This window comes from Psychrobacter sp. KFRI-CH2-11, assembly GCF_038239325.1.
Taxonomy (GTDB): domain Bacteria; phylum Pseudomonadota; class Gammaproteobacteria; order Pseudomonadales; family Moraxellaceae; genus Psychrobacter; species Psychrobacter celer.
This window is the reverse complement of record NZ_CP151283.1, coordinates 424,651-447,590: the sequence shown is the minus strand read 5'-3', so window position 1 is coordinate 447,590 and position 22,940 is coordinate 424,651. Positions and strand designations below refer to the sequence as shown.

The window sequence follows — 22,940 nt, the reverse complement described above, 5'->3', positions numbered from 1 at the left end:
GACAGGTCGTTTTGTCAGTCGCTTGATCAACAAAGCCTCATGGGCTGTCTGTTAAATGCTAAATCACTTAGGAGGTTATAAAGATTGTCTATCTGGGAATATCCATAACAAAATAATGGATTTAACCCTTAACAAACACCGCCACCACTGCTACTATAAAATAAACGTCTTAATAGGAGCGGATGATGGGCTATCAACATATTTTACTGGTCACCGACTTGTTGTCTGATGCAGATGCCGTCTCACTCAAGGCCAAACGTATCCTTGCAGGCTCTCCTGAAGCGAGGCTGTCTGTATTGCATATCGTCGAGGACGACATGGTGCGCTTTGGCTTTGAGCTGGTGCCAGCCTCCAGCCTATCAGGCGACGTCGATGGCGAGCACTGGCAAGAAGCACGAGAAAAACTGGCGCAGTTTTTGGCGCGTAATGAGCTGCATGCGGTCAACTCTGAGGTGACATCTGCTATCTCGAACAGTAAGGGTATCGTCAATTATTGCCGCGACCATCAAGTCGACTTACTCATCATCGGCCGCCATGAGCGTCACGGTATCGCCGCATGGTTGGCCAAAGCGACAGCCGACAGTATCTTGCCAAACATTCCTTGCGACAGCTTGGTGGTCAAGCTCGACCAGCCCTTTGCAGAGTAATACGCCGCCTGCGTCATCTGTGTGATGACACCTGATGACGACTTAACAGCGCTCTGTAGTAGTGCTATAGTAAATACTATCTGACATGAGGAAGACGCTATGAGTTACGAACACATACTACTGGTCACCGACTTACTCTCTGATGCCGATATCGTCGCACAAAAGGCCAAACGTATCGTCGATAACCGCCCGGGCGCTAAGCTATCCGTACTGCATATCGTCAAAGATACCATGGTCGGTTTTGGTTATGAGTTGGTCCCCGCCTCGAGCTTATACGATGAGATCGATGATGAGCGCTGCCAAGAAGCACGGGCAAAGCTGGCGCAGTTTTTGGCACGTAATGAGCTAGACGCCGTCAACTCGCAAGTGACCACCGCCATATCTAGCAGCGAAGGCATCGTCAATTATTGCCACAAACACGACGTCGATCTTTTGGTCATCGGTCGGCACAAGCGCACAGGCATCGCCGCGTGGATCAGCGGTGCTACGGCGGACAATATCCTGCCCAACGTCCCATGCGACAGCTTGGTCGTAAGACTCGACAAACCCGTATCCAAGTAGCGCCAATAACACGTTACTTAATGGTGCTCAAACAATAGCGCTCAAATCGTAACGCGCAAATAGTCACGCTCAAAACCTCAAACGCTAAAAAAGCGCGGTGTATCTAGGACGCCGCGCTTTTTGTGTTTGCTCAATCGTCTTGTATCATATCTATAAAAGTCTGCCAAATCGGGTTTTGATGGCGGGCTTTGTGCCAGACCAACCACCACGTCCGTGACAGATCGACACCTGCGACTTTTACTTGTACCAGCTTTCCTGCTGCCAACTCCGCCTCGATGACATGCTGAGATAGGCAGCCAAGACCGATATCGGCACTGACCATATGCTTGATGGCCTCTGACTGCTGAATCGCCATAATCACCTCGGCCTCTGGCAGATGCTTGAGCAGCTGCTCATCGATGATCTGCCGTGTGCCCGACCCCACCTCTCGCACCAGTAGCGGCAGTTTGGCCAACTGCGTAAGAGTCATATGATACAGACGTTCAGTCTCTTGATAATCTGCAAGACCTGCCAGCCATCTGCTATCGCGTTTGGCAAATACCATCAAAGTATCTGTCCGCCATGCGCGCTGCTCGATGGCCTTAATATCTGTGGGGCGCGGCATGCCCTCTACCAACGCGATATCGATATTTAACTGCTCAACCTCCGCCACCACCTCTTGCGTATTGGCGATATACATATCGACACGAGCGTCTGGCAGCACCTGATACAGCTTGGCCAGCAGCGGCGGCAAGGCATAGTTACCGATGGTAGTGCTGGCGCCAATATGAATCTGACCGGCTTGATACTTATGATAATGCTCCAGCGTCAACGACTGCTCTAATATCGCTTGCGCTTGCATATAAATGGGATGGGCATTGGGGTGCTGGTTGAGCCTGCGTCCGACCCGCTCAAATAACGGCATCTGCAGACGCGCCTCCAGCTCACTCAGCGCACTACTGACGGCCGACTGCGAGAGATGCAGCGCTTCACTGGCGCGGCTGGTGCTGCCAGTTTGATAAATACTCACAAACACTGCCAGTTGCTTTAGGGTAATCTTCGGTAGCGTTTGCATGGCTTTTTTCATTGTTTCGCTTGCCTTATATCCGTCTTTGGAGGTGTGCACACAACCGACATTGTTTAATAAACAGCAGATTTAACAATCTGTCTTTTACTAAGCTTGTTTTAACAACGCCTTCGTCACAGCTGACACCTCTGCTTTCAATAGAGGTATTTTTCACGCCACTCTTACCTATATTTTCGATAGTTTCTATCTTATTAATCTATTTTTATTATAAGTTGGCTTGTCTTATACTGTCTACTCATAAGCTTATGCTTATTTTGATTATAGCCATGAGGACGACGAGCCATGTATGCTTTTACACAGTCAATGAATCACTATCGCCCGCGTAACCGCCACTTAGCAGGGCTGTTGGTGGTGTTCTTTGGTAGTTTGCTGTGCTTGTGGTTGGATGCCAGCATCGATAGTTGGTCAAATGGCCGTATCGTTGGCCTCTCTCCGTTGACGCTGGCGATATTGCTTGGCATGGTACTGGGCAATACCGTCTACCCGCAGTTCGCGGAGCGCTTACAGGTGGGCGTGGCCTTTGCTAAGGGGCAAGTATTGCGTCTGGCCATTATCTTTTATGGCTTTAAGCTGACCTTGACACAAGTCTCCAGTGTCGGAATGCCAGCAATCATGACCGATGCTCTGGTCTTGACCTCGACATTTCTATTGACTTACTGGCTCGGTACCAGATGGCTAAAGGTTGATAAGCAAACGACACTACTGATTGGCTCAGGGGCTAGCATTTGCGGGGCGGCGGCAGTCATCGCCGCAGAGCCTGTGGTCAAGGCCGAAGCGCACAAGGTGACGATCGCTGTGGCGACGGTAGTAGTATTTGGCACCATTGCCATGCTGCTTTATCCATTTTTATACCATCTTGGCTGGCTGCAGCTGTGGCTCGACGCTCAGCAATACGGTATTTATACCGGCTCCACCATTCATGAAGTGGCGCAAGTGGTGGTCGCGGGTAACGCGGTGAGCACCGAGGTCGGCAATACCGCTGTCGTCACCAAAATGATACGGGTAATGATGCTCGCGCCATTTTTGCTTATTTTATCCTTTGCCTTGACCTCATCTGGTAGCGGCCAAGCTGAAAAACCTTCCCTAATGAGCCGTGTGCGACAAGTGAATGTCCCTTGGTTTGCTTTTATCTTTATCTTGGTGGTGCTGTTGCACACTTGGATACCGATGTCCGATGGCTTTGAGCAAAGTATGGTGATGCTAGATGATGTGATGCTGACCATGGCAATGTTTGCGTTAGGCTTAACCACACATATGAGCGCCATCAAACAAGCTGGCGTCAAGCCGCTGATTTTAGGAGCAGTGATGTTTGCTTGGTTGCTGCTCGGCGGCGGAGTGATCAATATCGCTATCAGCTCATTCGGTTAACTTACAGCTCATTTACCTAAAACTAGAGATGCCAACGATAGTGAAGTCGTTGGTCTTTTTTATTGCTCGTCTGCATAAGCGATAATAACCATCATAAATGACAACTATCTATGACCCCATAACTTACGATCCTTAACTACAGACGAAAAAAAACGAACCAAAAGGTTCGTTTTTTTATCTTGCTTTATTTATCTATAAAAGACAAATTAGATAGCAACGATGTTGTGTGCTTGTGGGCCTTTTTGGCCTTGAGTTACAGTGAACTCAACTTCTTGGCCTTCAGCCAAAGTTTTGAAGCCTGAGCCTGAGATTTCGCTGTAATGAGCGAAAACGTCTGCGCCATTTTCTGGAGCGATGAAACCAAAACCTTTAGCTTCGTTGAACCACTTAACTGTACCTTTTTGAACGTCTGACATAGTCATAACCCTGATATTTAATTTATTTGTGGTCTAATAGACCGATAACGCTTGCAAATAGCTACTGAACGATAAATATTAAAACGAAGGATTATAACTAATACTACGAGGTAATGATTTGGTGCAGAACTGCTCTTAAGCTTGGATGTATTATAAGGGGAACATCCTAGTATCGCAAGCCTTATCTCAGGTTTTATGTAACTGGACTTAACTATTGCCCTATATTGGCGACCTTATTTGGCATTTGGTAGACGAAACAAATAGACGATAACCCCGCTACAGACCAGTGCTACCAGCCATGCCGCCCATGTCATATCAGCGGGCAGACGATAAAACAACATGGCAGTCGATATCGCCATCATGATGGTCGCAAGCCACTTAGCATAAAGCGGTACTGCATGATTTTCTTCCCAATCACGGACGTATTTGCCAAAGTATTTGTGATTGATTAGCCAAAAATGAAAGCGCCGCGAGCTACGCGCCCAGCACCCTGCCGCCAGTAATATAAAAGGCGCAGTCGGCATCACAGGTAGCAAGATGCCGATGATACCCAGCACAAAAAACAACCAGCCTAATATGACAAATGTCCAACGCACTGTCGGGCTGTGGTGCTGATTGGTCTTGGGGCGGTAGTAGAAATGCTTTTTTTGGCTCATAAAGGATATCGTTGGATAGTGGATGTCGTTGGATAGTGTCAGATAATCAGGTTTTGGCCGGCAAATTTATGACAAAGACGGCGGCTTATAGAACTCACTAAGGATGCCGTATCAGGAGATATGCTACAAGACTATTTTTATGAGGGTTTTGCTATCAATCGGTATGTTTGGTTAGTGGTTGGGTAAGTTAGGCCTATCGCCCTATCGCAAATGAAGCAAAAAGACCGCTGCTTTATTGATAGCGGTCTTTAACACATGTGTCATATAAATGAATTAACCATCTCTCTACTCAGCGATATCTATAGCGTCATTACAATAAGCACACTGGCTCTAAGGTTGGCTTGTAGGTGTAAGTGAACTCTTGACCATTTGGATAGGCTTGCTGCAACTCGGAGTCGCTAAAGCTTTGGTTGAGTACCAGCGTTTGTTTGGGTGTCAGCTTTATGACCTTAACTTGGGAGAAAACTGGCTCGTTTTCGTATTGAAGCCCTACTGCGGTACGGTTGGGCTTTAGGTTATATTTTTCTACGGCCGCTTGCTGATAGCTACCATCGGTATAGCATTTAAAGCGATAGTTGTAACTTGTGCCATCTCGGCGAAAGTTGACTACAGCAGCTTGACCGCCCATCCCTGCTGTCATCGCCCAATAGCCGTCGTAGATCTGTTGTGGCAACTGGTAGGTATTATTGACCTGATCGTTTGGGTGTGATGGCGACATGCCAGTACTGGCACAGCCGGATAAAAACAACGCGCCGCCTAGCATGGCAACGGTAATCTTAAGATAATGGCTCATGGCTCGTCCTTTAGTTATGAGTGAGTTGAGGGGTTATAAAAGTTATATAAATGGTTTACCTTAGCACTTTAAGAGGGATAGCATATCACTCTTTAATCATGGCACATTGGTCGAAACATGAGAATGAGCGTTAACAATATTCACAAAAAAAACGCCATCACAATTGTGACAGCGTTCTTTATTACTATAGATATTTACGCTTTATTTATAACGCCTTTAACTGTGCCATCTGCGCTGTCATCGTTTTAAGCTGCCCTTCTAGCTCAGCCAGTTTCGCTTTCTCGTTTTCAACCACTTGCGCCGGTGCTTTACTGACAAAGCCTTCATTACTCAGCTTACGCGCGATGCCGTCGGCCTGCTTTTGTAGCTTCTCATGCGCCTTGTCCAGACGTGCCAGCTCAGCCGTTGGATCAATTAGACCTTTCATCGGTACCAGCACGCGTAGCTGACCGACCATACTTGATGATGATAATGGTACCTCATCACCTTCTTTGACGATCTCTAAGCTCTCGACTTTGGCCAGTGCTTTAAACTGGTTTTTGATACGTGATAGCCGCCCTTCTTCCTCATCTGAGATATTTTGTAGCAATACTGGCAGGCGTACGGCGTTACCCAGTTTCATCTCACCGCGGATATTACGGATACTGGCGATCAGCTCTTGTAGCCATGCCATGTCCGCCTCCACCTGCTCACTGATCTGCGCATTATCAGCTTGAGGATAGGCTGCGACGACGATGCTGTCAGTATCTTTACGGTTCAGCAGCGGCGCGACAGTCTGCCAAATCTCTTCGGTCAGATACGGCATGATCGGATGGCTAAAGCGCAGCGCCGTCTCGAGCACATGCAGCAGCACGTAGCGGATTTGCGCTTTACGCTCGTCTGTCACCGAGTCGTCATTGAGGCTGGCTTTGGCAAGCTCGACATACCAGTCGCAGTATTCGTTCCAGATAAACTCATAAATGTCATGGCTGACCATATCGAGGCGATACTGGGCAAAGTGCTGATGGATATTACTAATCGTCGAGTTGAGACGGCTCATGATCCATTTTTCTGGTAATTCCCAAACATCTATGTTGGCCGCTTGGTCGATAGATTTGGCGTTACCGTCATTATCGATACAGTTCATCAGTACAAAGCGGCTGGCGTTCCAGATTTTATTACAGAAGTTACGATAGCCCTCAACGCGCTTGAGATCAAAGTTGATGTCGCGGCCAGTACTGGCAAGAGAGGTGAAGGTAAAGCGCAGCGCATCGGTACCGTAGGCTGGGATACCCTCTGGGAACTCTTTACGCGTTTGCTTCTCAATCTTCGCCGCGTCTTTGGGGTTCATCATATTGCTGGTGCGTTTTTCGACCAGCGCTTCTAGATCGATACCGTCGATCAAATCAATCGGATCTAAGACATTACCTTTCGACTTAGACATTTTTTGACCATTGCCATCGCGTACTAGGCCATGGACATAGACGGTCTTAAACGGTACTTGCGGCGTACCATCTTCGTTTTTGACAAAATGCATGGTCATCATGATCATGCGCGCCACCCAAAAGAAAATAATGTCAAAACCAGTGACTAACACGCTGGTCGGATGAAAAGTCTGCATCACGCGCGGATCGGCCTTAGGATCTGCCCAATCTAACGTACTAAAGGTCCATAGCCCTGAGCTAAACCACGTATCGAGGACGTCATCGTCTTGGCGCAATATCACATCATCGCCTAAATTGTACTTAGTGCGAACCTCTGCCTCACTACGTGCGACATACACCTCACCTGCCGCGTCGTCGTACCACGCTGGGATACGGTGACCCCACCACAGCTGACGGCTGATACACCAGTCCTGCAGGTCTGTCATCCATGCCATATACATGTTTTTGTACTGCGCAGGGACAAATTCAATACGACCATCTTCGACCGCCTCAATCGCTGGTCCCGCCAGCTTATTGACGGCGACATACCACTGATCAGTCAGCCATGGCTCGACGATGGTACCACCGCGCTCGGCACGCGGCGCTTTTAGCGCGTAGTCTTCGATGTCTTCTAGCCAGCCTTCGCTACTCGCTTGCTCGACCAGCTGTTTGCGCGCCGCAAAACGCTCAAGCCCAGCGTATTCGCTCGGCGTGGTCTCAAGCGATGGCTCGCGCGTTTGCAAATCAGCATAGACCTCCATCTCAGGCAAAATGTTGGCACGCTCATCTAAGATGTTAATCAGTGGCAAGCTGTGACGACGACCCAGCTCATAGTCATTAAAGTCATGGGCAGGGGTAATCTTGACACAGCCTGTACCAAAGTCGCTTTCGACATAATCATCGGCCACGATCGGCACCACGCGGCCCGTGATTGGCAAAGTAATGGTCTTACCGATCAAATGCGCATAGCGCTCATCGCTTGGGTTGACCGCAACGGCGGTATCACCCAATAACGTCTCAGGACGGGTGGTGGCGACCACCAGATAGTTTTTGCCGTCTTGGGTAGTGATGTCTGTATCGGTAAAATAGTAGCGGAAATGCCACAAGCTGCCTTTTTCATCGACGTTTTCTACTTCTAAATCAGACAGCGCGGTTTGGAACTTAGGATCCCAGTTGACCAAGCGCTTACCGCGGTAAATAAGACCTTCATCAAATAGACGCACAAACACTTCTTTGACCGCATTTGATAAGCCATCATCCATGGTAAAGCGCTCACGCGACCAATCCACCGAGCTACCAAGGCGGCGAATCTGACGGGTGATGTTGCCGCCCGACTCTTCTTTCCACTCCCAGACTTTATCGATAAAGTCTTCACGCGTCATATCACGGCGGCGGATACCTTGCGCCTCTAGGCGGCGCTCAACGACCATTTGGGTTGCGATACCAGCGTGATCGGTGCCCGGTTGCCAAAGCGTATTGTCGCCGTCCATACGGTGATAGCGGGTCAACGCATCCATGATGGCATTATTAAAGCCATGCCCCATGTGCAGCGAGCCTGTGACGTTCGGCGGCGGCAAGGCGATAGAAAACGACTCATCCTTATCAAAAGTCGGGGCAAAATAACCGCTCTCCTCCCAGCCTTGATACATGCCCGCTTCGACATCCTTTGGGTTGTAAGCGTTTTCTAATTGGCTCAAGGCGGCTTGAATAGACTCGGTCAAGTTGGCTGTGCTGTTGGTATGATTCTCAGGATTGCTCATAATAGAATAATCTTTTATTAATAATGAATGAATTCGGTCAAACAAATAACATGAAACGTAAGCGATGGGATTGATAGAGTGATTTTAACGCAGATGGCCAGATTTTGTTAGATGCTAAGGCAATTTATCGGCTTTTCGGCTTTGAGGCGCATCCATTAAACAATTAACGAACAGCAATCCCCCCTCTGGCAAATATAATACGTTATAGTCATGCTATAGCATATAACGTCTGTCTATATATTGGCCGTGACCTTCTGCCAGTCGGTAGCGCCCCATCATTGTCCCATAACCAGCGAGTTTACTGTGCCCAAAGATACCGAGAATAACAACGCCTACCAAGCCGACCCATCACGCAATAAGCCTACCGCAAAGGATATCGCGCGCCCTGACAATACGTCAGACAATGACGCCGCCGCAGACCACTACCCGCCAGACGACAGCAAGGTACAAGCGACTAAGACCCTAAAGGATGAAGACCTACCCAAAGAAATCAGCGATGAAGACAAAGAAACCATCAAAAAAGTCGCAGGCGATGACAATCTAAGCCAAGCAAAAAGCTACGCCAGTATCTTGGTGGAGCAAGTGATACATGCCAAAGAAACCTTTGAGCGCTCTTTGGGCTCATTATTTACCAGCGCCTTTACTGCAGGGTTTGAGATTGGCATCAGCTTTTTTATGATTTTATCAGCCTTTGCGCTACTGAGCGCCGTCATACCTAGCGAGTATGCCATCGTCCTCGCCTCCTTGCTGTATCCGGTGGGCTTTATCATCGTTGTCATCGGCCAGTCGCTATTATTTACCGAGCAGACCTCCCTCTTAAGCCTGCCTGTCTTAAACAAAATCGAACCCTTGCACAAGTTGCTAAGGCTATGGGGCATCGTTATCGCAGGCAATATCGTCGGCGGCTGCCTGTTTGCCGCCTTGATGATTGGCCTTGGCCTAAATATGCAGCTGTTTGGCGCCAGTGATATCGATGCTTATGCTGAGCATATTTTGGGGTTTAGATGGTGGGTCATCTTTGGCAGTGCCGTACTGGCAGGCTGGATGATGGGCATTGCGGCATGGCTTGTGACCTCAGCGCGCGATACCATTAGCCGTATCGTCTTGGTAACGCTAATCACTGGTAGTATTGGTTTTTTGGGACTGCATCATAGCATCGTCGGCAACATCGAGATTTTCTCCGCCCTGCTGTATGGCAATACCGTCAGTCTGTGGCGCTATTTACTGTTTTTGATAGTGGTGCTGGCTGGCAATACGGTGGGCGGCGTGGTCTTTGTCGCGATACTAAAAAACCGCGCTTTTTTATTTGAAGTGGAGCGTGTCAAAGAGCAGACCGACGACAAAATATAGTCAGTCCGATATAACATTGGCACACTTTATATCATATGCCACTGGTATTATTTTGCGCAGCATCGAGCAGCGTCGGCACAGCGCGCAAGGAAAATCAACACCCTATAAAACCAATACAAGTCGACACAGGGCGACTCGGATCGCTTTTATAGCCAGTTATAAGCGGCGCGCAGCTAAGACGCTCATCTCCACCTCTGAGCGCTTTACCTGACGATATTTAGCACCAAACACTCTGACCAAGATACCAGCAGTCAAAAACATGATGAGGGTATAAATCGCAGGCGTCATCGACATTTTATAATTGACCAATAGGGTCAATGCCATAAAGATAGATAACGTGCTGTTTTGTAGGCCGACTTCTAAGGTTACCGACGTTCTTTGCGCCAAGTTTAGGCCAAACCATTTACTGCTATAGTAGCCAAGCGCCATGGTCGAGAGGTTGAGAAGCAACGATACCGGACCTGCTGCGAGTAGCGCCTCCACGAGGATATCGCGCTGGACATAGCTTAAAAACACCACCAAAAACGTCAAAAATATCACCCCAAATCTCGACACATAGACCTGAGAGTTATCAGCGATACGCGGCGCATAGCGTTTGATCAGCATACCGAGGCTGATAGGCACGATGGTCAACACCACCAAAGTCAGCACGGTTTTTAGGACAGGTAACTCAAACGCACTACCAGCACCCATAAAATAAACCAGCGAAAAGCTCAGCACAACAGGAATGCTAAAGACTGTGATGACACTGGCAATCGCCGTCATCGTCACTGACAACGCCACATCGCCTTTGGCCAGATAGGTAAATAAATTGGAAGTGGTGCCTCCTGGGCACAGCACCAGCAGCATGACACCGACGGCGTATTCAGGCTCTAGAGGCATGATATTGGCCAATGCAAAGCCGATGAGCGGTAATAACAACAGCTGATTGGTCAAGCCGATACCAACTGCCTTGGGATATGTTAAAACGCGTTTAAAATCATTGGCGACGAGAGTGAGACCCATACCCATCATAATCAAAAACAAACAAATGGGGATGATAACTGAGTTGACTAAGGTGACAATTTCCAGACCTTCCATAACCACATCCTTGTAGATACTACCCGCCCAAAAACCCGCAACAGCAGTCGCCCGCAAAGCGTCAGCACCTATGCTATTGTTTTTGACCGGATATAAGACCCTGCGTGGGCCGGTGTATGACAGCATTCCATGCCATCGTGTCTATACGCCCCCTCATGGAGCGGTATAACAAAGTATATCGTTGTAAAAGTGGCTTTATCTGTTTTATTCAACGACTCATCAGTCAGATGTGGTGGTCAAAGAAAGGAAAGCAAACTAGGAAGGAAAATCAGGAAGGCAAATGGAGCACAAAAGCAAGACAATTAGGGCGTGTCATCGATACTATGCACCGCTGTGCCATAAGCAATGGCCTCCACCATACTACCGAGCTGGTTGACATTGGTCACCTCAAGGCGCAAACCATAGATGTGATTGTAGCCTTTGGCATGTGCCTGAGTACGCATACGTACGATGGCCTCGCGGCGCGCGCGATCCAGCAGTGTCTCATAAGTGATTAGGTTTTTGCCAAAGATGCTCAGCACCCGCGCGACGATCATTTTAAAATAATCCTGCGCGATCACGACGCTACCGAGCACCAACTCACCTTGCGTGTCCGCCGCCAGTTTGGGACGATAAAACCGCTCGCTTGAGACCACGATATGACCCAGCGTTTGCTCAGCTTGGCGTAGCTGCGCTAGATGCTGACGCTCATGACGGGTGCCAAAAAACCACCCCACCACAAACAATATAAGGAGCGGCGCATAGTTGATAAGCATTTGGGTGAATGACTGGTTCATGACACGTCTCTTCTTATAAAAAAGCAAATAGGCTTTTTAGGTGGTTAACCAAAAGGGTTGAAACGTGGTAAGTCATCAGCTGGCACTGCGCTTGGCTGGGTGGGCGCGGCTTGCGGCGGGCGTGATGAATCATCGTGACGATGGGAAGGCTGAGACGCTGGATCCGGCATCGGTACAGCCTTGACCGCCGTACCATAGACAAACAGCTCGGAGGCCCCTTGAGCGATACTAGAGGTCGAAAAGCGCAAGCCCACCACCGCATCTGCGCCCAGTGCTTCGGCCTTGACCACCATACGATCGATTGCCTCTTGGCGCGATTCTTCTAACAGCTCGGTATAGGCGGTCAGCTCGCCGCCCACGATGTTTTTTAGCCCAGCAAACAAGTCTTTGCCGACGTGTTTTGAGCGTACCGTACTGCCATAGACCACATCCAAACGCTCAGTGATCTGATACCCTGGTAGATGCTCAAGATTGGAGAGTTGCAAAGCCATGATATTACCTTATGCATACAAAATAACAGCGGCGACTGTCTGTTAAAACAGTTGCTACTTAAAAAACCGACGCGCGGGACGATCTAGGTACGGTATCAGTCGTTGGTATGAAACAACAAAAACAGCTCGGTCAGATTGCCTTCGATACTATTGGCCATCTGTGCCAGCTTGTCTTCATCACGGCGCATGGCGGCCAGCTCAGGATCTTCATCATCGATACCACTGAGCACAATCATCGGTAGCGTCAACACCGCCACATCCTCGCTGGTTTCTTCATCTTCAAACCAATCACTGGCTTCCTCGCCATACATCGCATCGACAAAACCGATCGACCAAGCGACGATGTCTGACTCATCGGAGAAATCTACCGCTACTTCCTCATCACCAGCGTCTTCGTTGAAAGGCAACTCAATGGGTGTCTCGTTTTTTAGCTCAGCCATGATAGCGGCACGCCAGCGTTTGATACCATCGACGACGTTTTCTGGAATCTCGCTCACATAACCTTCAAAAAATGCATCCAACCAATTAGGCAGCGGGCGACCGATGACGGTAGCGGTCAAAAAACCATGGGCGGCGACACTATCGAGGACATAAGGGTTTTCTTGGGTGTCTAAGTAGTCTAGTAATTCGTCAAAGCTTAATGGATCACTCATGAGTTAAAATCCTTAAATGAGGGGTGTCAATCGCAAAACGATCGAAGATAGGCATGATGATGGAGGGGACAAGAAAGCGACTATTAAAAGTCACGTATCCAAACCGTCATGATAAAAAATAAAAGCAGGCAACGCCAAATCTCAATAGAGGGATGAAGCGCTGCTGTAGAGCGGTCATTAAAAGGCTTTAGTTGACAAACATACGGCGCTAGAGCGACAGACGAATGCTGCTGACAGAAAAAAATGCCGGCACTATGACGTAGCCGCTCAGATATCGTCGTCGTCCCAATCATCGTCGTCTTCATCGAAATCGTCGAGATCATCGAGATCGTCTTTTAGCTCTCTTGCCAAACGCTTTTCTTCAAGCAAGTTATCGATCAATCGACGCTTTTCAAGGCTACTTAAGCGTGTGCGCACACTTGTCTCAGCCTCTTCTACCATCTTTGCGTCATCATCATCGACAAAGTCATCATCAAAATCGTCGTCAATATCAGCGTCACTCATGACAAACTCCTATCAGTTTTAGCAAAGGTATAAAAAATACATCAATATATATATGCCTTATAAAGTCTCTGTTGAGAGTTGTCAATCCTTTTTGTCAATATGGCATATTTCCCAATCGCGGCCAAACCTCTTTGCCAAGCAGTATTATAGGCAATTGTACAGACTACTTCGGTACAAAACAGCGCTCCTGATGAGCACTTATGCTTAAGAAACCTCTTGATTGTCGACCATCAACACCGCATTACGCACATCCGCCAACCGCTGAATCATCGCATCATTGCCCCCATCAAATATCGCACATTCACGCTCATAGACGGTCGTTGGGCGCATGATGCTCTGTACCTGTACATGGTGGCTGATTTGTTTGAGACCCGCATTGGGCAATAAGATCAGCATTTGCTCTTTTTTGCCGATACCATGCAGCAGATGCATCATGGCTTCACTTTGTGCATCATCACTGACGCCTGCTTTGGCAGGCAACGCAAAACGTGACAGCTCGATATGCTTATCATGGATGATTTTGTTGAGCATCAAATACAGCTTGCCCAGCATCACGCCTGCCAGCGCCACTTTGGCATGGCTGTTGTCGGCTTTGAGCAGCACGCTGGCTCCTTTATCATCAAAACTTGGCTCATTTATCATGCTGACACCGAGCAGTAGCGGCTGTTTTAGTAGCTCGGTCGTCGCTTGGTTGAGCAGCTGTGTGCATAGCGCCAGATATGGTAGGCGCTGGGCGGGCGCTAGACGCTCAAGCATATTAAACTCATCATGAAAGACGATTTGTACCCTGACACTATCAAACGTACGCGTGGCTGATAGGCGCGCGCTGCCACGAGCCGCTTTGCCGATGCTTTGGTCATGGCCTGTTTCTGATGGCTTATCCTCTGTATGATGGGCTGAGTCTGCTTTGGATGTCGCATCAACATCGTCCTTTATACCATTACTTATATCCAAGTCATGCTCGGTATCAATCCGAGTGTCAGCATCTGCAGACGTTGCGCCTTGCTGCCCTCTGATATAGCTATTGACCGCGCCATGGATATTTAGTGTACGTACCGCAGCACTGGCATCGGCATTGGTTGTATTGTCAGCTGTACTCTGTGTCGTCTCAATGTCTGCGGCGCGGCGGTCGCCCTCATAGTCGCTACGTTGATAATCACGCTCAGAGCCTCGTTGATCGAGCTGTCTAAACTGCTCGCGGTGTAGCTCTGAGATATCACGGCTGATGGCGTTGATTTGCTCTTTGGTCGGGCGTGCAAGATAACCATAAATCAGCCATAGCAATAGATGCAGAAGCAGCATACCAATGACAAACGGCCACTGCATGGCAATAATCTCGCCCTTGCTGATATCTTTTAGCGTCAGCGCCACACTACCGATGACCGCATCGCCTTTGGTAGCGATTTGACGGATGGTATCACCCTGCTGCATCGGTGCGTTGCCCACTGGTACCAAGACATCATCGTTGTTGTCTTTGATCAAAATACGCGTCACGTCCTGCTCACTGGTGTAGCGATTGGCGATGACACTGAGACTGACACGGTCTTTGTTTTCTAGCGATAGCCTCGCTTCATCTATCAGTTGTGCGACCATCTGTTCGCCTTTTAACGCACGACTTTTGCTCAACTGCTGATCAGTACTGATGACCAGTAGCAGTGTCTGCAAACAAAAACTAACCAGAAGAATAATGGCAAACAACCCTTGCCGCGGCGCTAAATACGTCATGATATGGTAAACTTTTTTGGATAAATGAAATTAAAAAACGAGACTGTCGCTCATTTTTTGGCTAATTTTAAAAAATCGTCGGTCTTGTCTATTGTGCTTGCTATCGTACTTACACACAGCTGTGCTTACATACCGCTATCGCTCTTATCACACAGACCAAGCGGGCGCGCTTATCATAGCTACTATAGCACCATAATAAACCTTATAGCGTTAGCAGTTTTAGAAATTTATGTGGGCAACGCAGCCGTTTTTTGCAGACCATAATACTTTGCGCGCCATCTATAGGCGCTGACCTGTAAAACTGTTATTATTCCTAATCTTATATGAGCATACAAGGGACAATTGAGTCATGCCAAAAAATACCTCTTATTCGTTACCAAAAGACAGCAAAGCATGGCAACAAGCCGTGGATTCTGTTGCATCGCTACTACCCAATAATACGAATTTGCAAGATTTTGACGCATTGCAGTCCCTTCCTGTTTTTGCCCTCATCGTCGTCCTGCCAACTCACGTATCAGCACTGGACATTCATCAGTATGTACAGTCTTGGGTCGATGAGCAGCCCAACTGGCACTTGGTCACCGTAGCAGAAGACGCCGATGCCAGCTTTGTCAATATCACGGTGTCTGATACCGAGCCTACAGCAGGTGATGCGCAGCGCTTGCCATTTACCCCCGTGCAGGTCTATCGCTATTTGTTGGTGCCTGTGACCGACACCTTGATGCACCCTGCCAAAAAGACGGCAGCCGCCCACATCATCGACGATCAGCTTACCACCCGCTTACGTCACGACTTGACCAAAGCCTATAACAATACAAGCCGTACAGACAGCGGCGAGCAGCTAGATGTGGTTGATTGTCATATCCTGTCCATCGGTCATATGCTGCGTACGCACAAGCTTGCCTGCTTTGATATGGACTCGACGTTGATCGAACAAGAAGTCATCGTCGAGCTGGCCAAAACCGCTGGTATCGGCGAAAAAGTCGAAGCCATCACCGAGGCGGCGATGCGCGGAGAAATCGATTTTGATGAGTCTTTTGCTCAGCGCGTGGCGCTACTCAAAGGCATCTCGACCGATGTCCTCGATGATATCTGCCGCCGTTTGACCTTATCGACAGGCGCGCGCACCACGATCAGTGCGCTCAAAGCACTGGGCTATCATACGGTACTGGTATCAGGGGGCTTTACCTATTTTGCCAACTATATCGCCGAGCAGTTAGGTATCGATGAAGTACACGCCAACGCCTTAGATATCGATGAAGGTGAAGTGACCGGTCATGTGCAGCTCCCTATCGTCAATGGTGCCAAAAAAGCCGCCATCGCCGAGCAGACCGCCGAGCGCTTAGGTATTGATATGTCACAAGTAGTCTGTGTCGGCGACGGTGCCAATGACTTACCGATGATGGCCGTTGCTGACTTGGGCGTCGCTTACCGCGCCAAACCTATCGTTCAAGCGCGTGCCGACTCTGCCATCAATGTCACAGGACTTGAGGGCGCGCTTTATGCCTTGGGTTATCCAGCGCTCGCCCCGACCAAGTAATGGTAAAACACACTATAGCCAATCCCCCATAAAATTGGCCTGCAAGATACTATGTACCACTGAGTACAACGTGCTACTGGTGTTTATTTTGTGCAGCATCTATCGGCGCAGGCACAGCACGCAAAGAAAGTGAATAGCCGTCACGCCGTACCTGTTTTAAAGTGGAGTAACCATGCGCTCACAAAAGCTAGGTTGATACCTTGTCATCGACCTAGCTTTTATGTTTATCTCGTTGCATTTTTTCTTTACTAGCTTTGTTTTACTATTAGCTTTGTTTCACTCGATATTTTACCCCATCACGTATTTTTGTATAAAGGATGTACTCATGACGGCACCTCAATCACCGCGGCCAAGCGAGTGGTCAGCAGCGGATAACCAACCAAAATCGCTAGCAGCCACTTATATCAAGGGCATGGCGATGGGCGCCGCTGATATTGTCCCTGGCGTCTCTGGCGGCACCATTGCTTTGATTGCCGGCATCTATGAGCGCCTGATCAATGCGCTTGGCAGTATTGGCCCCAGCTTGTGGCAGGTGTTTCGCGCAGAGGGCGGTTTACGAGGTTTGCTTGCGGTCTGGCGACAAGTCGATGCCACGTTTTTGTTGTTTTTGTTGCTGGGTATTGCCAGTAGTTTTGCCACATTAGCAGGTATGATCAAGCACCTCTTAGACCATCAACCGCTACTGATTTGGTCGTTCTTTTTTGGTCTGGTCGTCGCCACGGTATTTTTATTACTGGCAGAGATTAAACGCTGGAGTATCGGCCGTATACTACTGTTTTTGGTAGGGCTTATCAGCGCTGTGGTGATTAGCAGCCTACCAATCATGACCACCACGCCAAGCTTGCCTTATTTGTTTTTTGCAGGGGCAGTGGCTATTTGTGCGATGATATTGCCTGGGGTATCAGGGTCTTTTATTTTGCTGTTATTGGGCGCTTATGACGCTGTGTTAGAAGCGGTCGATACCATGAACCTTAGCATTCTTTTGACCGTGATCGCTGGTATGGCAACGGGGCTGTTGTTATTCACGCGGGCGCTCAAATGGTTACTAGCGCACTATTACCAAGCCACGCTTGCCCTACTGACCGGCTTTATCGCCGGCTCCTTGGTCAAAGTCTGGCCGTGGAAGGTCGATGCGCTGGGGACGCTCGACAGCGACGCCATTTATAACGTCATGCCATGGCAGTATCCGGCAGGCGCGCAGTGGGCGACCACGATAGGGCTAATGCTGCTTGGCGCTGTATTGGTATCCTTGCTCTCGTGGTGGGGTAATCGCCACGCTTGAGGCCGGTTATCGGCTTTGTGATTGGTGCCTAGCATTCTAAAAAACCAAACGTCAACGGTTGTCGCAAAGTCGCCTCTACCCTCTTTAGCTTTACTCAGCAAGCTTTCATAATAGTCGCATTGTTATAAGAAATTCACCTTATCAATAGCGAGATGAATGATGTTAATGACTATTTTTTCCTTTATCGGTATAGATAGCTTGAGTGGTACGGCACTGTTTGCGTATGGGCTACTGGCAGGTTTGGTGCTGGCGTTGGCGTTTTCATCACAGCGCTGGCTGCTATGGTATCTGTTTGGCGGTATGGCCTATTGGCTAGCAGTCGAGGCCGTCCAAAGCTTATTGATCAGTCGGCCGGCCCTGCTAGCGCTATCAGAATGGCACAGCTATGTCATCGCCATGGGTATAAGCTGGCTGCCGCTGGCAGGCTGGGTGCTATATCGAGCCATACGCTACGATGATGTCAGTCAGTCAGTACAGCAGCAGCGCGAGTTGCAAGCCGCGCGCTATATCGAGCATACGCCAGTGTATGACGACGACTATCAGCCGCGTTTTCATTGATGATGGCTAATGTTACAAGATACTAAACGCTCTCTACTTAACTACTAAAGAATTGATGGTGTTTGATGGTTTATACTCTAATTATATATTTGTCGCAAAAATTCATATAAAGTACGCTATATTTTTTGTCTTATTCTTTAGGAGTTTTATGATGTTTACGCTACCTGTATTAGATATCAAGTCTGACCCATTAGATGTATTGCTGGCAGTGATTGGCTATCGCCTCTCTATGCTAGCCGATAGTGATAATGAAGACGTACAAAAGCTGCTTGCGGATCGTGATGTGACCATCGAGCTTGCCAGCACTGAGTCTGGTATTGCACGTTATTATCGCTTTGACAATGGCCAGTTTAGTCAGCAAAGTGGCCATGCAACAGAAGCCGATTTGACCATTACTTTTAAAGACTCGATGACGGGCGTAAAGCTGCTAACCAAAGGCGATTTGCCAAGCTTTATGACAGCGGTACAAGAAGGCAACTTAAGTATCGAGGGTGACTACAGCCTGATGATGTGGTTCAATAAACTTGCCAAGCACATCGTGCCCGCCATCCCAGAAGAATACAAACCTTATATCCAAAAGGCCAAGCCTTACGCTTATAAAGCGCAGCAGTTTACCAATCATTGGATCGGTGTTGCCAAGCATAAACTGGGTAAGTAATCACCTACTTGCTAAATTGTCCTTTATAACTCTATAGCCCTTTATAGTTATATATTCCTTTATAATTCTATAAAGGCTAGACTTATCAAGTCGTTGTCATTGGTGTTTTGATGGTATCGATTGCCGGTACGCTTTGGCAGCATTCTGACTTTCTAAAAAGGTTGCGGTATACTATATCGCAGCCTTTTTTATCATATAAAATCATAACCTACCCTCTTCATCGTATTATAAAAGGATTTACCTTATGGCAGGATTGCTTAATATCTCAGAGCCCAGCAGCCAGCAAAACACAAAAAACAACGGCTTGGAGCCTGACTTTTTGACCGACATAAAGACCGAGGCGACGGCGCAGCCCACCTCTCATAGCAGCTATAGCCGTGATGATATCGCGCGGTTGTTTGACTTGCCATTGATGGATTTGCTGATGCAAGCACAGACTGTGCATCGTCAGCATTTTACAGCCAACGAAGTACAGATTAGCACCTTATTGTCTATCAAAACTGGCAACTGCCCTGAAGACTGTGGCTACTGCTCACAATCAGGCCACCACCGCGACACCACCAAACTGCAAGCAGAAAAACGTATCGAAGTCGATAAGGTCATCGCCGCCGCCAAGCGCGCCAAAGCCACGGGTTCGTCGCGCTTTTGTATGGGTGCGGCTTGGAAACACCCAAGCGCCAAAGACATGCCGTATGTGGTCGAGCTGATCAAAGAAGTCAAAGCATTGGGGCTTGAGACCTGCATGACCCTAGGTATGCTAGATGACCAGCAGGCCGCGCAGCTGGCTAATGCAGGGCTTGACTATTACAATCATAATCTAGATACCTCGCGGCGCTATTATGAGCAAGTGGTCAGCACCCGCAGTTATGACGAGCGCCTAGACACTCTCGCTCATGTTCGTAACTCTGGTATCAATGTCTGTAGCGGCAATATCGTGGGGATGGGCGAGAGCCGTGACGACCGTATCGACTGGGTACATGAGCTGCTAAAAATGCCCAAAGCGCCTGAGTCTATTCCGGTCAATCTATTGGTGCCCATTCAAGGTACACCGATCGGTGATAAAGTCTTAGCAGAAGGCCAGCTCTCTGTGCTGGAGTGGATACGTACCATTGCGGTGACGCGTATCTGTTGTCCGACCAGCTACGTGCGCTTATCTGCTGGCCGCGAGAGCCTCTCTAATGCCGAGCAAGCTTTGGCCTTTATGGCAGGTGCCAACTCGTTTTTTTATGGTGACAAACTATTGACCACAGGTAACGCCAGTCAATCGAGTGATAATAGACTGATGCGTGAGCTCGGCCTCACTGCTCAGTTTGCCGCCCCTCGTGCGCCAAAGCAGGTGCCTGTGCTGGATGCGATGAGTGGTCATCAATCACAGGTCGTGTTGGCGCAGTAGCCCTTTGTATGCCATTGATTGATAGTCACGTTGATAGTTGCGTTGACAGTCATATTGGTAGTCACACTGGTAGTTGCACTACTAATGAGCAATATGTGCTAAGCTTGCCGACATGATGGAGCCTACCCGACCAAACAGTAAGAGAGAGGATAATGGCAGAGTATTTTAATTGGATCAAAGCGGCGCATATTATTTCTATGGTTTGCTGGTTTGCTGCGATATTTTATTTACCGCGCTTGTTCGTCTATCATGCGATGAGTGAGGACAGCATCAGTCACGAGCGTTTTGCTATCATGGAGCGCAAGTTGTATCGCGGCATCATGACGCCATCGATGATAGCGACATGGGTATTTGGCTTATGGATGTTGGGACTGGGCTGGGAGGTTTACAAAACCCAAGGCTGGCTACATGCCAAGCTACTGCTGGTGGTACTGCTCTCAGCCTACCACGGTGCTTGCGGTTTTTATCGCAAAAAGCTGATCGACAACCCACATTACAAAACCCATAAGTTTTGGCGCTGGTTTAATGAGATACCTGTTTTTGCCTTGATATTTATCGTGATTTTGGTGGTGGTCAAACCGTTTTAAAGACAGCGACACGAGCTAGATTGATCAAACCAAAACGCCCGTCATCTCTTTAGATAACGGGCGTTTTTTGTAAAGCTTGCAAGGTTGCTGTGCCTACGCCGCTTGCTGCTGCGCAAAACTCATCTTCGTCTCACTGTAGTGTTTTTATCCTGAGCCCATTTATCACGCTTAAACACTTGGGCGCATGATTTGATAGACATTGCTCAAATCATACACGCGGTAACGCGCAGGCTCTCGGCGGTTTTCGCCTGCATAGCTGAGAATCAGTGCTTGCTTGGCACGCTCATCTACCCAGCCGACAAACAAGCCACTATGCTCGACGCCATTGTAGCCGTGGTTGATATAATACAGCCAGTCACCTGCTTCTATCTGACTGCTATGAGCATAAGGCCCTTGGCGGTATGTGCCTTTGTGTACTGTATCTCGCGTCACCCCTGCTCGCTTAAACACTGCATCTAAATAATCCCAGCAGCCGCCTTGAATGATTGTACGCTCATTGAGCGCCATTTTACGTGCTGTACTAATGACTTCACGCGCCGCCATACTGCTTTGGCGCTCTGCGCTGCTCAGTATCGGTAAATATTCACTATCGACATTGTCATAGCTACCAGACAAAAACGCTGGCAGCACAGATGGCGCTTGATAGGCGCGCTCAGGATAGCGATATGCCGTGCTCCCCACTGGCGCGGTAACTGCCGTGTCGGCGCGATAGCTATCGGCGCGCTGAATACGAGAGCGCGTACTAATCTTAGCAGAAGGGACGGCTGAATATGATGGGGTATAACGGGCGCTCAGATCTGACTGAGCTGATTTTTGCGCGATAAGCGCACTCATACTATCGGCATGAGAGGATGCCATGCCACCTACAAGCAGCAATAACACGCTACATGACGCTGTAATCGGCGACGATACAGACAGTGACATAGACGATGACAAACGCGACATGACTGACTCCTTGTCAAAGGTACCATTGACAACAAAAAAGCAAAATACCAGTTTTCATTCTTACTTATAAACCATTTGGGCACAAATCTGCAAGCACTATAGTTCATTCACTATAAACACGATACCGGGTAACTGGTATGAGCGTATCGATTTTATTTCGAATTGACTATAGTGTCGCTTAAAGAAATGAAATAAGGTTTAAAAAAGTAGATAGAAAGACTAAGAGGGAGGCAGGTTGTCATTCATCTTAATATTGACATGGCGTTTGCCAAATGTCTGGCCTTGTAATATCGCTTGGGCGGCTTTGGCCTCTTGCACACTCTCAAAGCCGCTGATCTGGCACTTACAGCTACCATCGACATCCGTAATCTGTAGCTGCTCACCCATCAGTGTGACATTATCATTAGCGATAAGGGTGATGTGTTGACGCTTGCCTTGATGGTCATGCACCAGCTCACCACTACGCACCCACAGCACACCACTACTGATATTTTTGCTCAAAGCTTGTTTTTGCTGCCGGCGTTTTTTATTAAAAATAAAACTACCAACGATGAGCAAAGCCAGCGCGCCAATAGCAAGGCGCTCAGGCAACAAACTCATGGCCATCGCGACCGCCACGGCACCCACGAGCAAGGCGGTGCCAAACCAAAACATACCATTGTCAGCCGCTGGCGCTTGATTTTGCAAGGTGATTTTGGCGCCGTCATCGGTCAGCTTGAGCATGTATC

The 22,940-nt window shown here is 48.5% G+C and carries 23 protein-coding genes; 10 read left to right on the top strand and 13 right to left on the bottom strand.

All coding sequences use genetic code 11. From position 1 onward, the window contains the following. Positions 1 to 185: 185 nt before the first annotated feature. On the top strand, positions 186 to 647 hold the full coding sequence (locus AADH33_RS01875; protein ID WP_348549933.1) for a universal stress protein: 462 nt from the start codon (positions 186 to 188) through the stop codon (positions 645 to 647). Between the two features lie 99 nt (positions 648 to 746). Further along, positions 747 to 1,208: a universal stress protein gene (locus AADH33_RS01870; protein ID WP_075100364.1), complete on the top strand. Its 462-nt coding sequence runs from the start codon at positions 747 to 749 to the stop codon at positions 1,206 to 1,208. Between the two features lie 130 nt (positions 1,209 to 1,338). On the opposite strand, the gene AADH33_RS01865 is transcribed toward AADH33_RS01870, so the two are convergent. After that, positions 1,339 to 2,274 (bottom strand): LysR substrate-binding domain-containing protein, encoded by a 936-nt coding sequence (locus AADH33_RS01865; protein WP_348549380.1) that lies wholly within the window; start codon positions 2,272 to 2,274, stop codon positions 1,339 to 1,341. Positions 2,275 to 2,556: 282 nt separating this feature from the next. Between AADH33_RS01865 and AADH33_RS01860 the strand changes: the two genes are divergently transcribed. Next, complete coding sequence (locus AADH33_RS01860; protein WP_348549379.1) at positions 2,557 to 3,642, top strand: YeiH family protein; 1,086 nt, start codon at positions 2,557 to 2,559, stop codon at positions 3,640 to 3,642. 206 nt (positions 3,643 to 3,848) lie between these two features. Here AADH33_RS01860 and AADH33_RS01855 read toward each other — a convergent pair whose 3' ends face one another. The 4 genes from AADH33_RS01855 to AADH33_RS01840 form a co-directional block, all read right to left on the bottom strand. After that, entirely contained in the window at positions 3,849 to 4,058 is a 210-nt protein-coding gene (locus tag AADH33_RS01855; protein ID WP_025644841.1) for a transcription antiterminator/RNA stability regulator CspE, read from the bottom strand. A 233-nt stretch (positions 4,059 to 4,291) separates the two neighbouring features. Beyond that, entirely contained in the window at positions 4,292 to 4,714 is a 423-nt protein-coding gene (locus tag AADH33_RS01850) for a YbaN family protein (RefSeq protein WP_100750059.1), read from the bottom strand. Positions 4,715 to 5,024: 310 nt separating this feature from the next. Then, on the bottom strand, positions 5,025 to 5,507 hold the full coding sequence (locus tag AADH33_RS01845; RefSeq protein WP_075100360.1) for a hypothetical protein: 483 nt from the start codon (positions 5,505 to 5,507) through the stop codon (positions 5,025 to 5,027). A 205-nt stretch (positions 5,508 to 5,712) separates the two neighbouring features. Further along, positions 5,713 to 8,670 (bottom strand): valine--tRNA ligase, encoded by a 2,958-nt coding sequence (locus tag AADH33_RS01840; RefSeq protein ID WP_348549378.1) that lies wholly within the window; start codon positions 8,668 to 8,670, stop codon positions 5,713 to 5,715. Between the two features lie 303 nt (positions 8,671 to 8,973). Here AADH33_RS01840 and AADH33_RS01835 point away from each other — a divergent pair, with 303 nt between their 5' ends. Beyond that, positions 8,974 to 10,020, top strand: coding sequence for a formate/nitrite transporter family protein (locus tag AADH33_RS01835; RefSeq protein WP_348549377.1), 1,047 nt, complete (start codon positions 8,974 to 8,976; stop codon positions 10,018 to 10,020). 156 nt (positions 10,021 to 10,176) lie between these two features. Here AADH33_RS01835 and AADH33_RS01830 read toward each other — a convergent pair whose 3' ends face one another. The 6 genes from AADH33_RS01830 to AADH33_RS01805 all read right to left on the bottom strand — a co-directional run bounded on the left by AADH33_RS01830 (position 10,177) and on the right by AADH33_RS01805 (position 15,249). Continuing rightward, positions 10,177 to 11,100, bottom strand: coding sequence for a bile acid:sodium symporter family protein (locus AADH33_RS01830; RefSeq protein ID WP_348549376.1), 924 nt, complete (start codon positions 11,098 to 11,100; stop codon positions 10,177 to 10,179). A gap of 302 nt (positions 11,101 to 11,402) precedes the next feature. After that, a complete protein-coding gene (locus tag AADH33_RS01825) occupies positions 11,403 to 11,876 on the bottom strand; it encodes a YbjQ family protein (protein WP_348549375.1) in 474 nt (157 codons plus the stop codon). Between the two features lie 44 nt (positions 11,877 to 11,920). After that, positions 11,921 to 12,367 (bottom strand): YbjQ family protein, encoded by a 447-nt coding sequence (locus AADH33_RS01820; protein ID WP_075100355.1) that lies wholly within the window; start codon positions 12,365 to 12,367, stop codon positions 11,921 to 11,923. A 95-nt stretch (positions 12,368 to 12,462) separates the two neighbouring features. Next, on the bottom strand, positions 12,463 to 13,020 hold the full coding sequence (locus AADH33_RS01815) for a YecA/YgfB family protein (RefSeq protein ID WP_348549374.1): 558 nt from the start codon (positions 13,018 to 13,020) through the stop codon (positions 12,463 to 12,465). Between the two features lie 267 nt (positions 13,021 to 13,287). Further along, positions 13,288 to 13,524 (bottom strand): PA3496 family putative envelope integrity protein, encoded by a 237-nt coding sequence (locus AADH33_RS01810; protein ID WP_075100353.1) that lies wholly within the window; start codon positions 13,522 to 13,524, stop codon positions 13,288 to 13,290. A 204-nt stretch (positions 13,525 to 13,728) separates the two neighbouring features. Continuing rightward, the gene (locus AADH33_RS01805; protein WP_348549373.1) at positions 13,729 to 15,249 is read right to left on the bottom strand and encodes a hypothetical protein; all 1,521 of its coding nucleotides are present in this window, start codon (positions 15,247 to 15,249) and stop codon (positions 13,729 to 13,731) included. A 349-nt stretch (positions 15,250 to 15,598) separates the two neighbouring features. Between AADH33_RS01805 and serB the strand changes: the two genes are divergently transcribed. From serB to hemJ, 6 genes are all read left to right on the top strand, one after another. Further along, positions 15,599 to 16,789 carry a phosphoserine phosphatase SerB gene (gene serB / locus AADH33_RS01800; RefSeq protein ID WP_348549372.1) on the top strand — a complete coding sequence of 397 codons (1,191 nt, stop codon included), beginning with the start codon at positions 15,599 to 15,601 and terminating at the stop codon, positions 16,787 to 16,789. Between the two features lie 325 nt (positions 16,790 to 17,114). Then, positions 17,115 to 18,071 (top strand): DUF368 domain-containing protein, encoded by a 957-nt coding sequence (locus AADH33_RS01795; RefSeq protein WP_348549371.1) that lies wholly within the window; start codon positions 17,115 to 17,117, stop codon positions 18,069 to 18,071. Positions 18,072 to 18,236: 165 nt separating this feature from the next. Further along, the gene (aciT, locus tag AADH33_RS01790; RefSeq protein WP_348549370.1) at positions 18,237 to 18,629 is read left to right on the top strand and encodes an AciT family ciprofloxacin tolerance protein; all 393 of its coding nucleotides are present in this window, start codon (positions 18,237 to 18,239) and stop codon (positions 18,627 to 18,629) included. Between the two features lie 148 nt (positions 18,630 to 18,777). Then, on the top strand, positions 18,778 to 19,287 hold the full coding sequence (locus AADH33_RS01785; protein ID WP_348549369.1) for an SCP2 sterol-binding domain-containing protein: 510 nt from the start codon (positions 18,778 to 18,780) through the stop codon (positions 19,285 to 19,287). Between the two features lie 244 nt (positions 19,288 to 19,531). Continuing rightward, entirely contained in the window at positions 19,532 to 20,680 is a 1,149-nt protein-coding gene (bioB, locus tag AADH33_RS01780; protein WP_348549368.1) for a biotin synthase BioB, read from the top strand. A 152-nt stretch (positions 20,681 to 20,832) separates the two neighbouring features. Further along, complete coding sequence (gene hemJ / locus AADH33_RS01775) at positions 20,833 to 21,267, top strand: protoporphyrinogen oxidase HemJ (RefSeq protein ID WP_348549367.1); 435 nt, start codon at positions 20,833 to 20,835, stop codon at positions 21,265 to 21,267. 168 nt (positions 21,268 to 21,435) lie between these two features. On the opposite strand, the gene AADH33_RS01770 is transcribed toward hemJ, so the two are convergent. Then, positions 21,436 to 22,212, bottom strand: coding sequence for a hypothetical protein (locus AADH33_RS01770; RefSeq protein WP_348549366.1), 777 nt, complete (start codon positions 22,210 to 22,212; stop codon positions 21,436 to 21,438). Positions 22,213 to 22,431: 219 nt separating this feature from the next. Continuing rightward, on the bottom strand, positions 22,432 to 22,935 hold the full coding sequence (locus tag AADH33_RS01765) for a hypothetical protein (protein ID WP_348549365.1): 504 nt from the start codon (positions 22,933 to 22,935) through the stop codon (positions 22,432 to 22,434). Positions 22,936 to 22,940 lie beyond the last annotated feature (5 nt).

Excerpts from the sequence above, each read along its gene's own strand:
- AADH33_RS01825 (WP_348549375.1), bottom strand. The coding sequence starts at position 11,876 with ATGAACCAGTCATTCACCCAAATGCTTATCAACTATGCGCCGCTCCTT.
- AADH33_RS01830 (WP_348549376.1), bottom strand. The coding sequence starts at position 11,100 with ATGGAAGGTCTGGAAATTGTCACCTTAGTCAACTCAGTTATCATCCCC.
- AADH33_RS01765 (WP_348549365.1), bottom strand. The coding sequence starts at position 22,935 with ATGCTCAAGCTGACCGATGACGGCGCCAAAATCACCTTGCAAAATCAA.
- AADH33_RS01875 (WP_348549933.1), top strand. The coding sequence starts at position 186 with ATGGGCTATCAACATATTTTACTGGTCACCGACTTGTTGTCTGATGCA.
- serB (WP_348549372.1), top strand. The coding sequence starts at position 15,599 with ATGCCAAAAAATACCTCTTATTCGTTACCAAAAGACAGCAAAGCATGG.
- AADH33_RS01850 (WP_100750059.1), bottom strand. The coding sequence starts at position 4,714 with ATGAGCCAAAAAAAGCATTTCTACTACCGCCCCAAGACCAATCAGCAC.
- hemJ (WP_348549367.1), top strand. The coding sequence starts at position 20,833 with ATGGCAGAGTATTTTAATTGGATCAAAGCGGCGCATATTATTTCTATG.
- AADH33_RS01815 (WP_348549374.1), bottom strand. The coding sequence starts at position 13,020 with ATGAGTGATCCATTAAGCTTTGACGAATTACTAGACTACTTAGACACC.
- AADH33_RS01795 (WP_348549371.1), top strand. The coding sequence starts at position 17,115 with ATGACGGCACCTCAATCACCGCGGCCAAGCGAGTGGTCAGCAGCGGAT.
- AADH33_RS01770 (WP_348549366.1), bottom strand. The coding sequence starts at position 22,212 with ATGTCGCGTTTGTCATCGTCTATGTCACTGTCTGTATCGTCGCCGATT.
- bioB (WP_348549368.1), top strand. The coding sequence starts at position 19,532 with ATGGCAGGATTGCTTAATATCTCAGAGCCCAGCAGCCAGCAAAACACA.
- aciT (WP_348549370.1), top strand. The coding sequence starts at position 18,237 with ATGACTATTTTTTCCTTTATCGGTATAGATAGCTTGAGTGGTACGGCA.
- AADH33_RS01840 (WP_348549378.1), bottom strand. The coding sequence starts at position 8,670 with ATGAGCAATCCTGAGAATCATACCAACAGCACAGCCAACTTGACCGAG.
- AADH33_RS01855 (WP_025644841.1), bottom strand. The coding sequence starts at position 4,058 with ATGTCAGACGTTCAAAAAGGTACAGTTAAGTGGTTCAACGAAGCTAAA.
- AADH33_RS01865 (WP_348549380.1), bottom strand. The coding sequence starts at position 2,274 with ATGAAAAAAGCCATGCAAACGCTACCGAAGATTACCCTAAAGCAACTG.
- AADH33_RS01785 (WP_348549369.1), top strand. The coding sequence starts at position 18,778 with ATGATGTTTACGCTACCTGTATTAGATATCAAGTCTGACCCATTAGAT.
- AADH33_RS01845 (WP_075100360.1), bottom strand. The coding sequence starts at position 5,507 with ATGAGCCATTATCTTAAGATTACCGTTGCCATGCTAGGCGGCGCGTTG.
- AADH33_RS01870 (WP_075100364.1), top strand. The coding sequence starts at position 747 with ATGAGTTACGAACACATACTACTGGTCACCGACTTACTCTCTGATGCC.
- AADH33_RS01810 (WP_075100353.1), bottom strand. The coding sequence starts at position 13,524 with ATGAGTGACGCTGATATTGACGACGATTTTGATGATGACTTTGTCGAT.
- AADH33_RS01805 (WP_348549373.1), bottom strand. The coding sequence starts at position 15,249 with ATGACGTATTTAGCGCCGCGGCAAGGGTTGTTTGCCATTATTCTTCTG.
- AADH33_RS01820 (WP_075100355.1), bottom strand. The coding sequence starts at position 12,367 with ATGGCTTTGCAACTCTCCAATCTTGAGCATCTACCAGGGTATCAGATC.
- AADH33_RS01860 (WP_348549379.1), top strand. The coding sequence starts at position 2,557 with ATGTATGCTTTTACACAGTCAATGAATCACTATCGCCCGCGTAACCGC.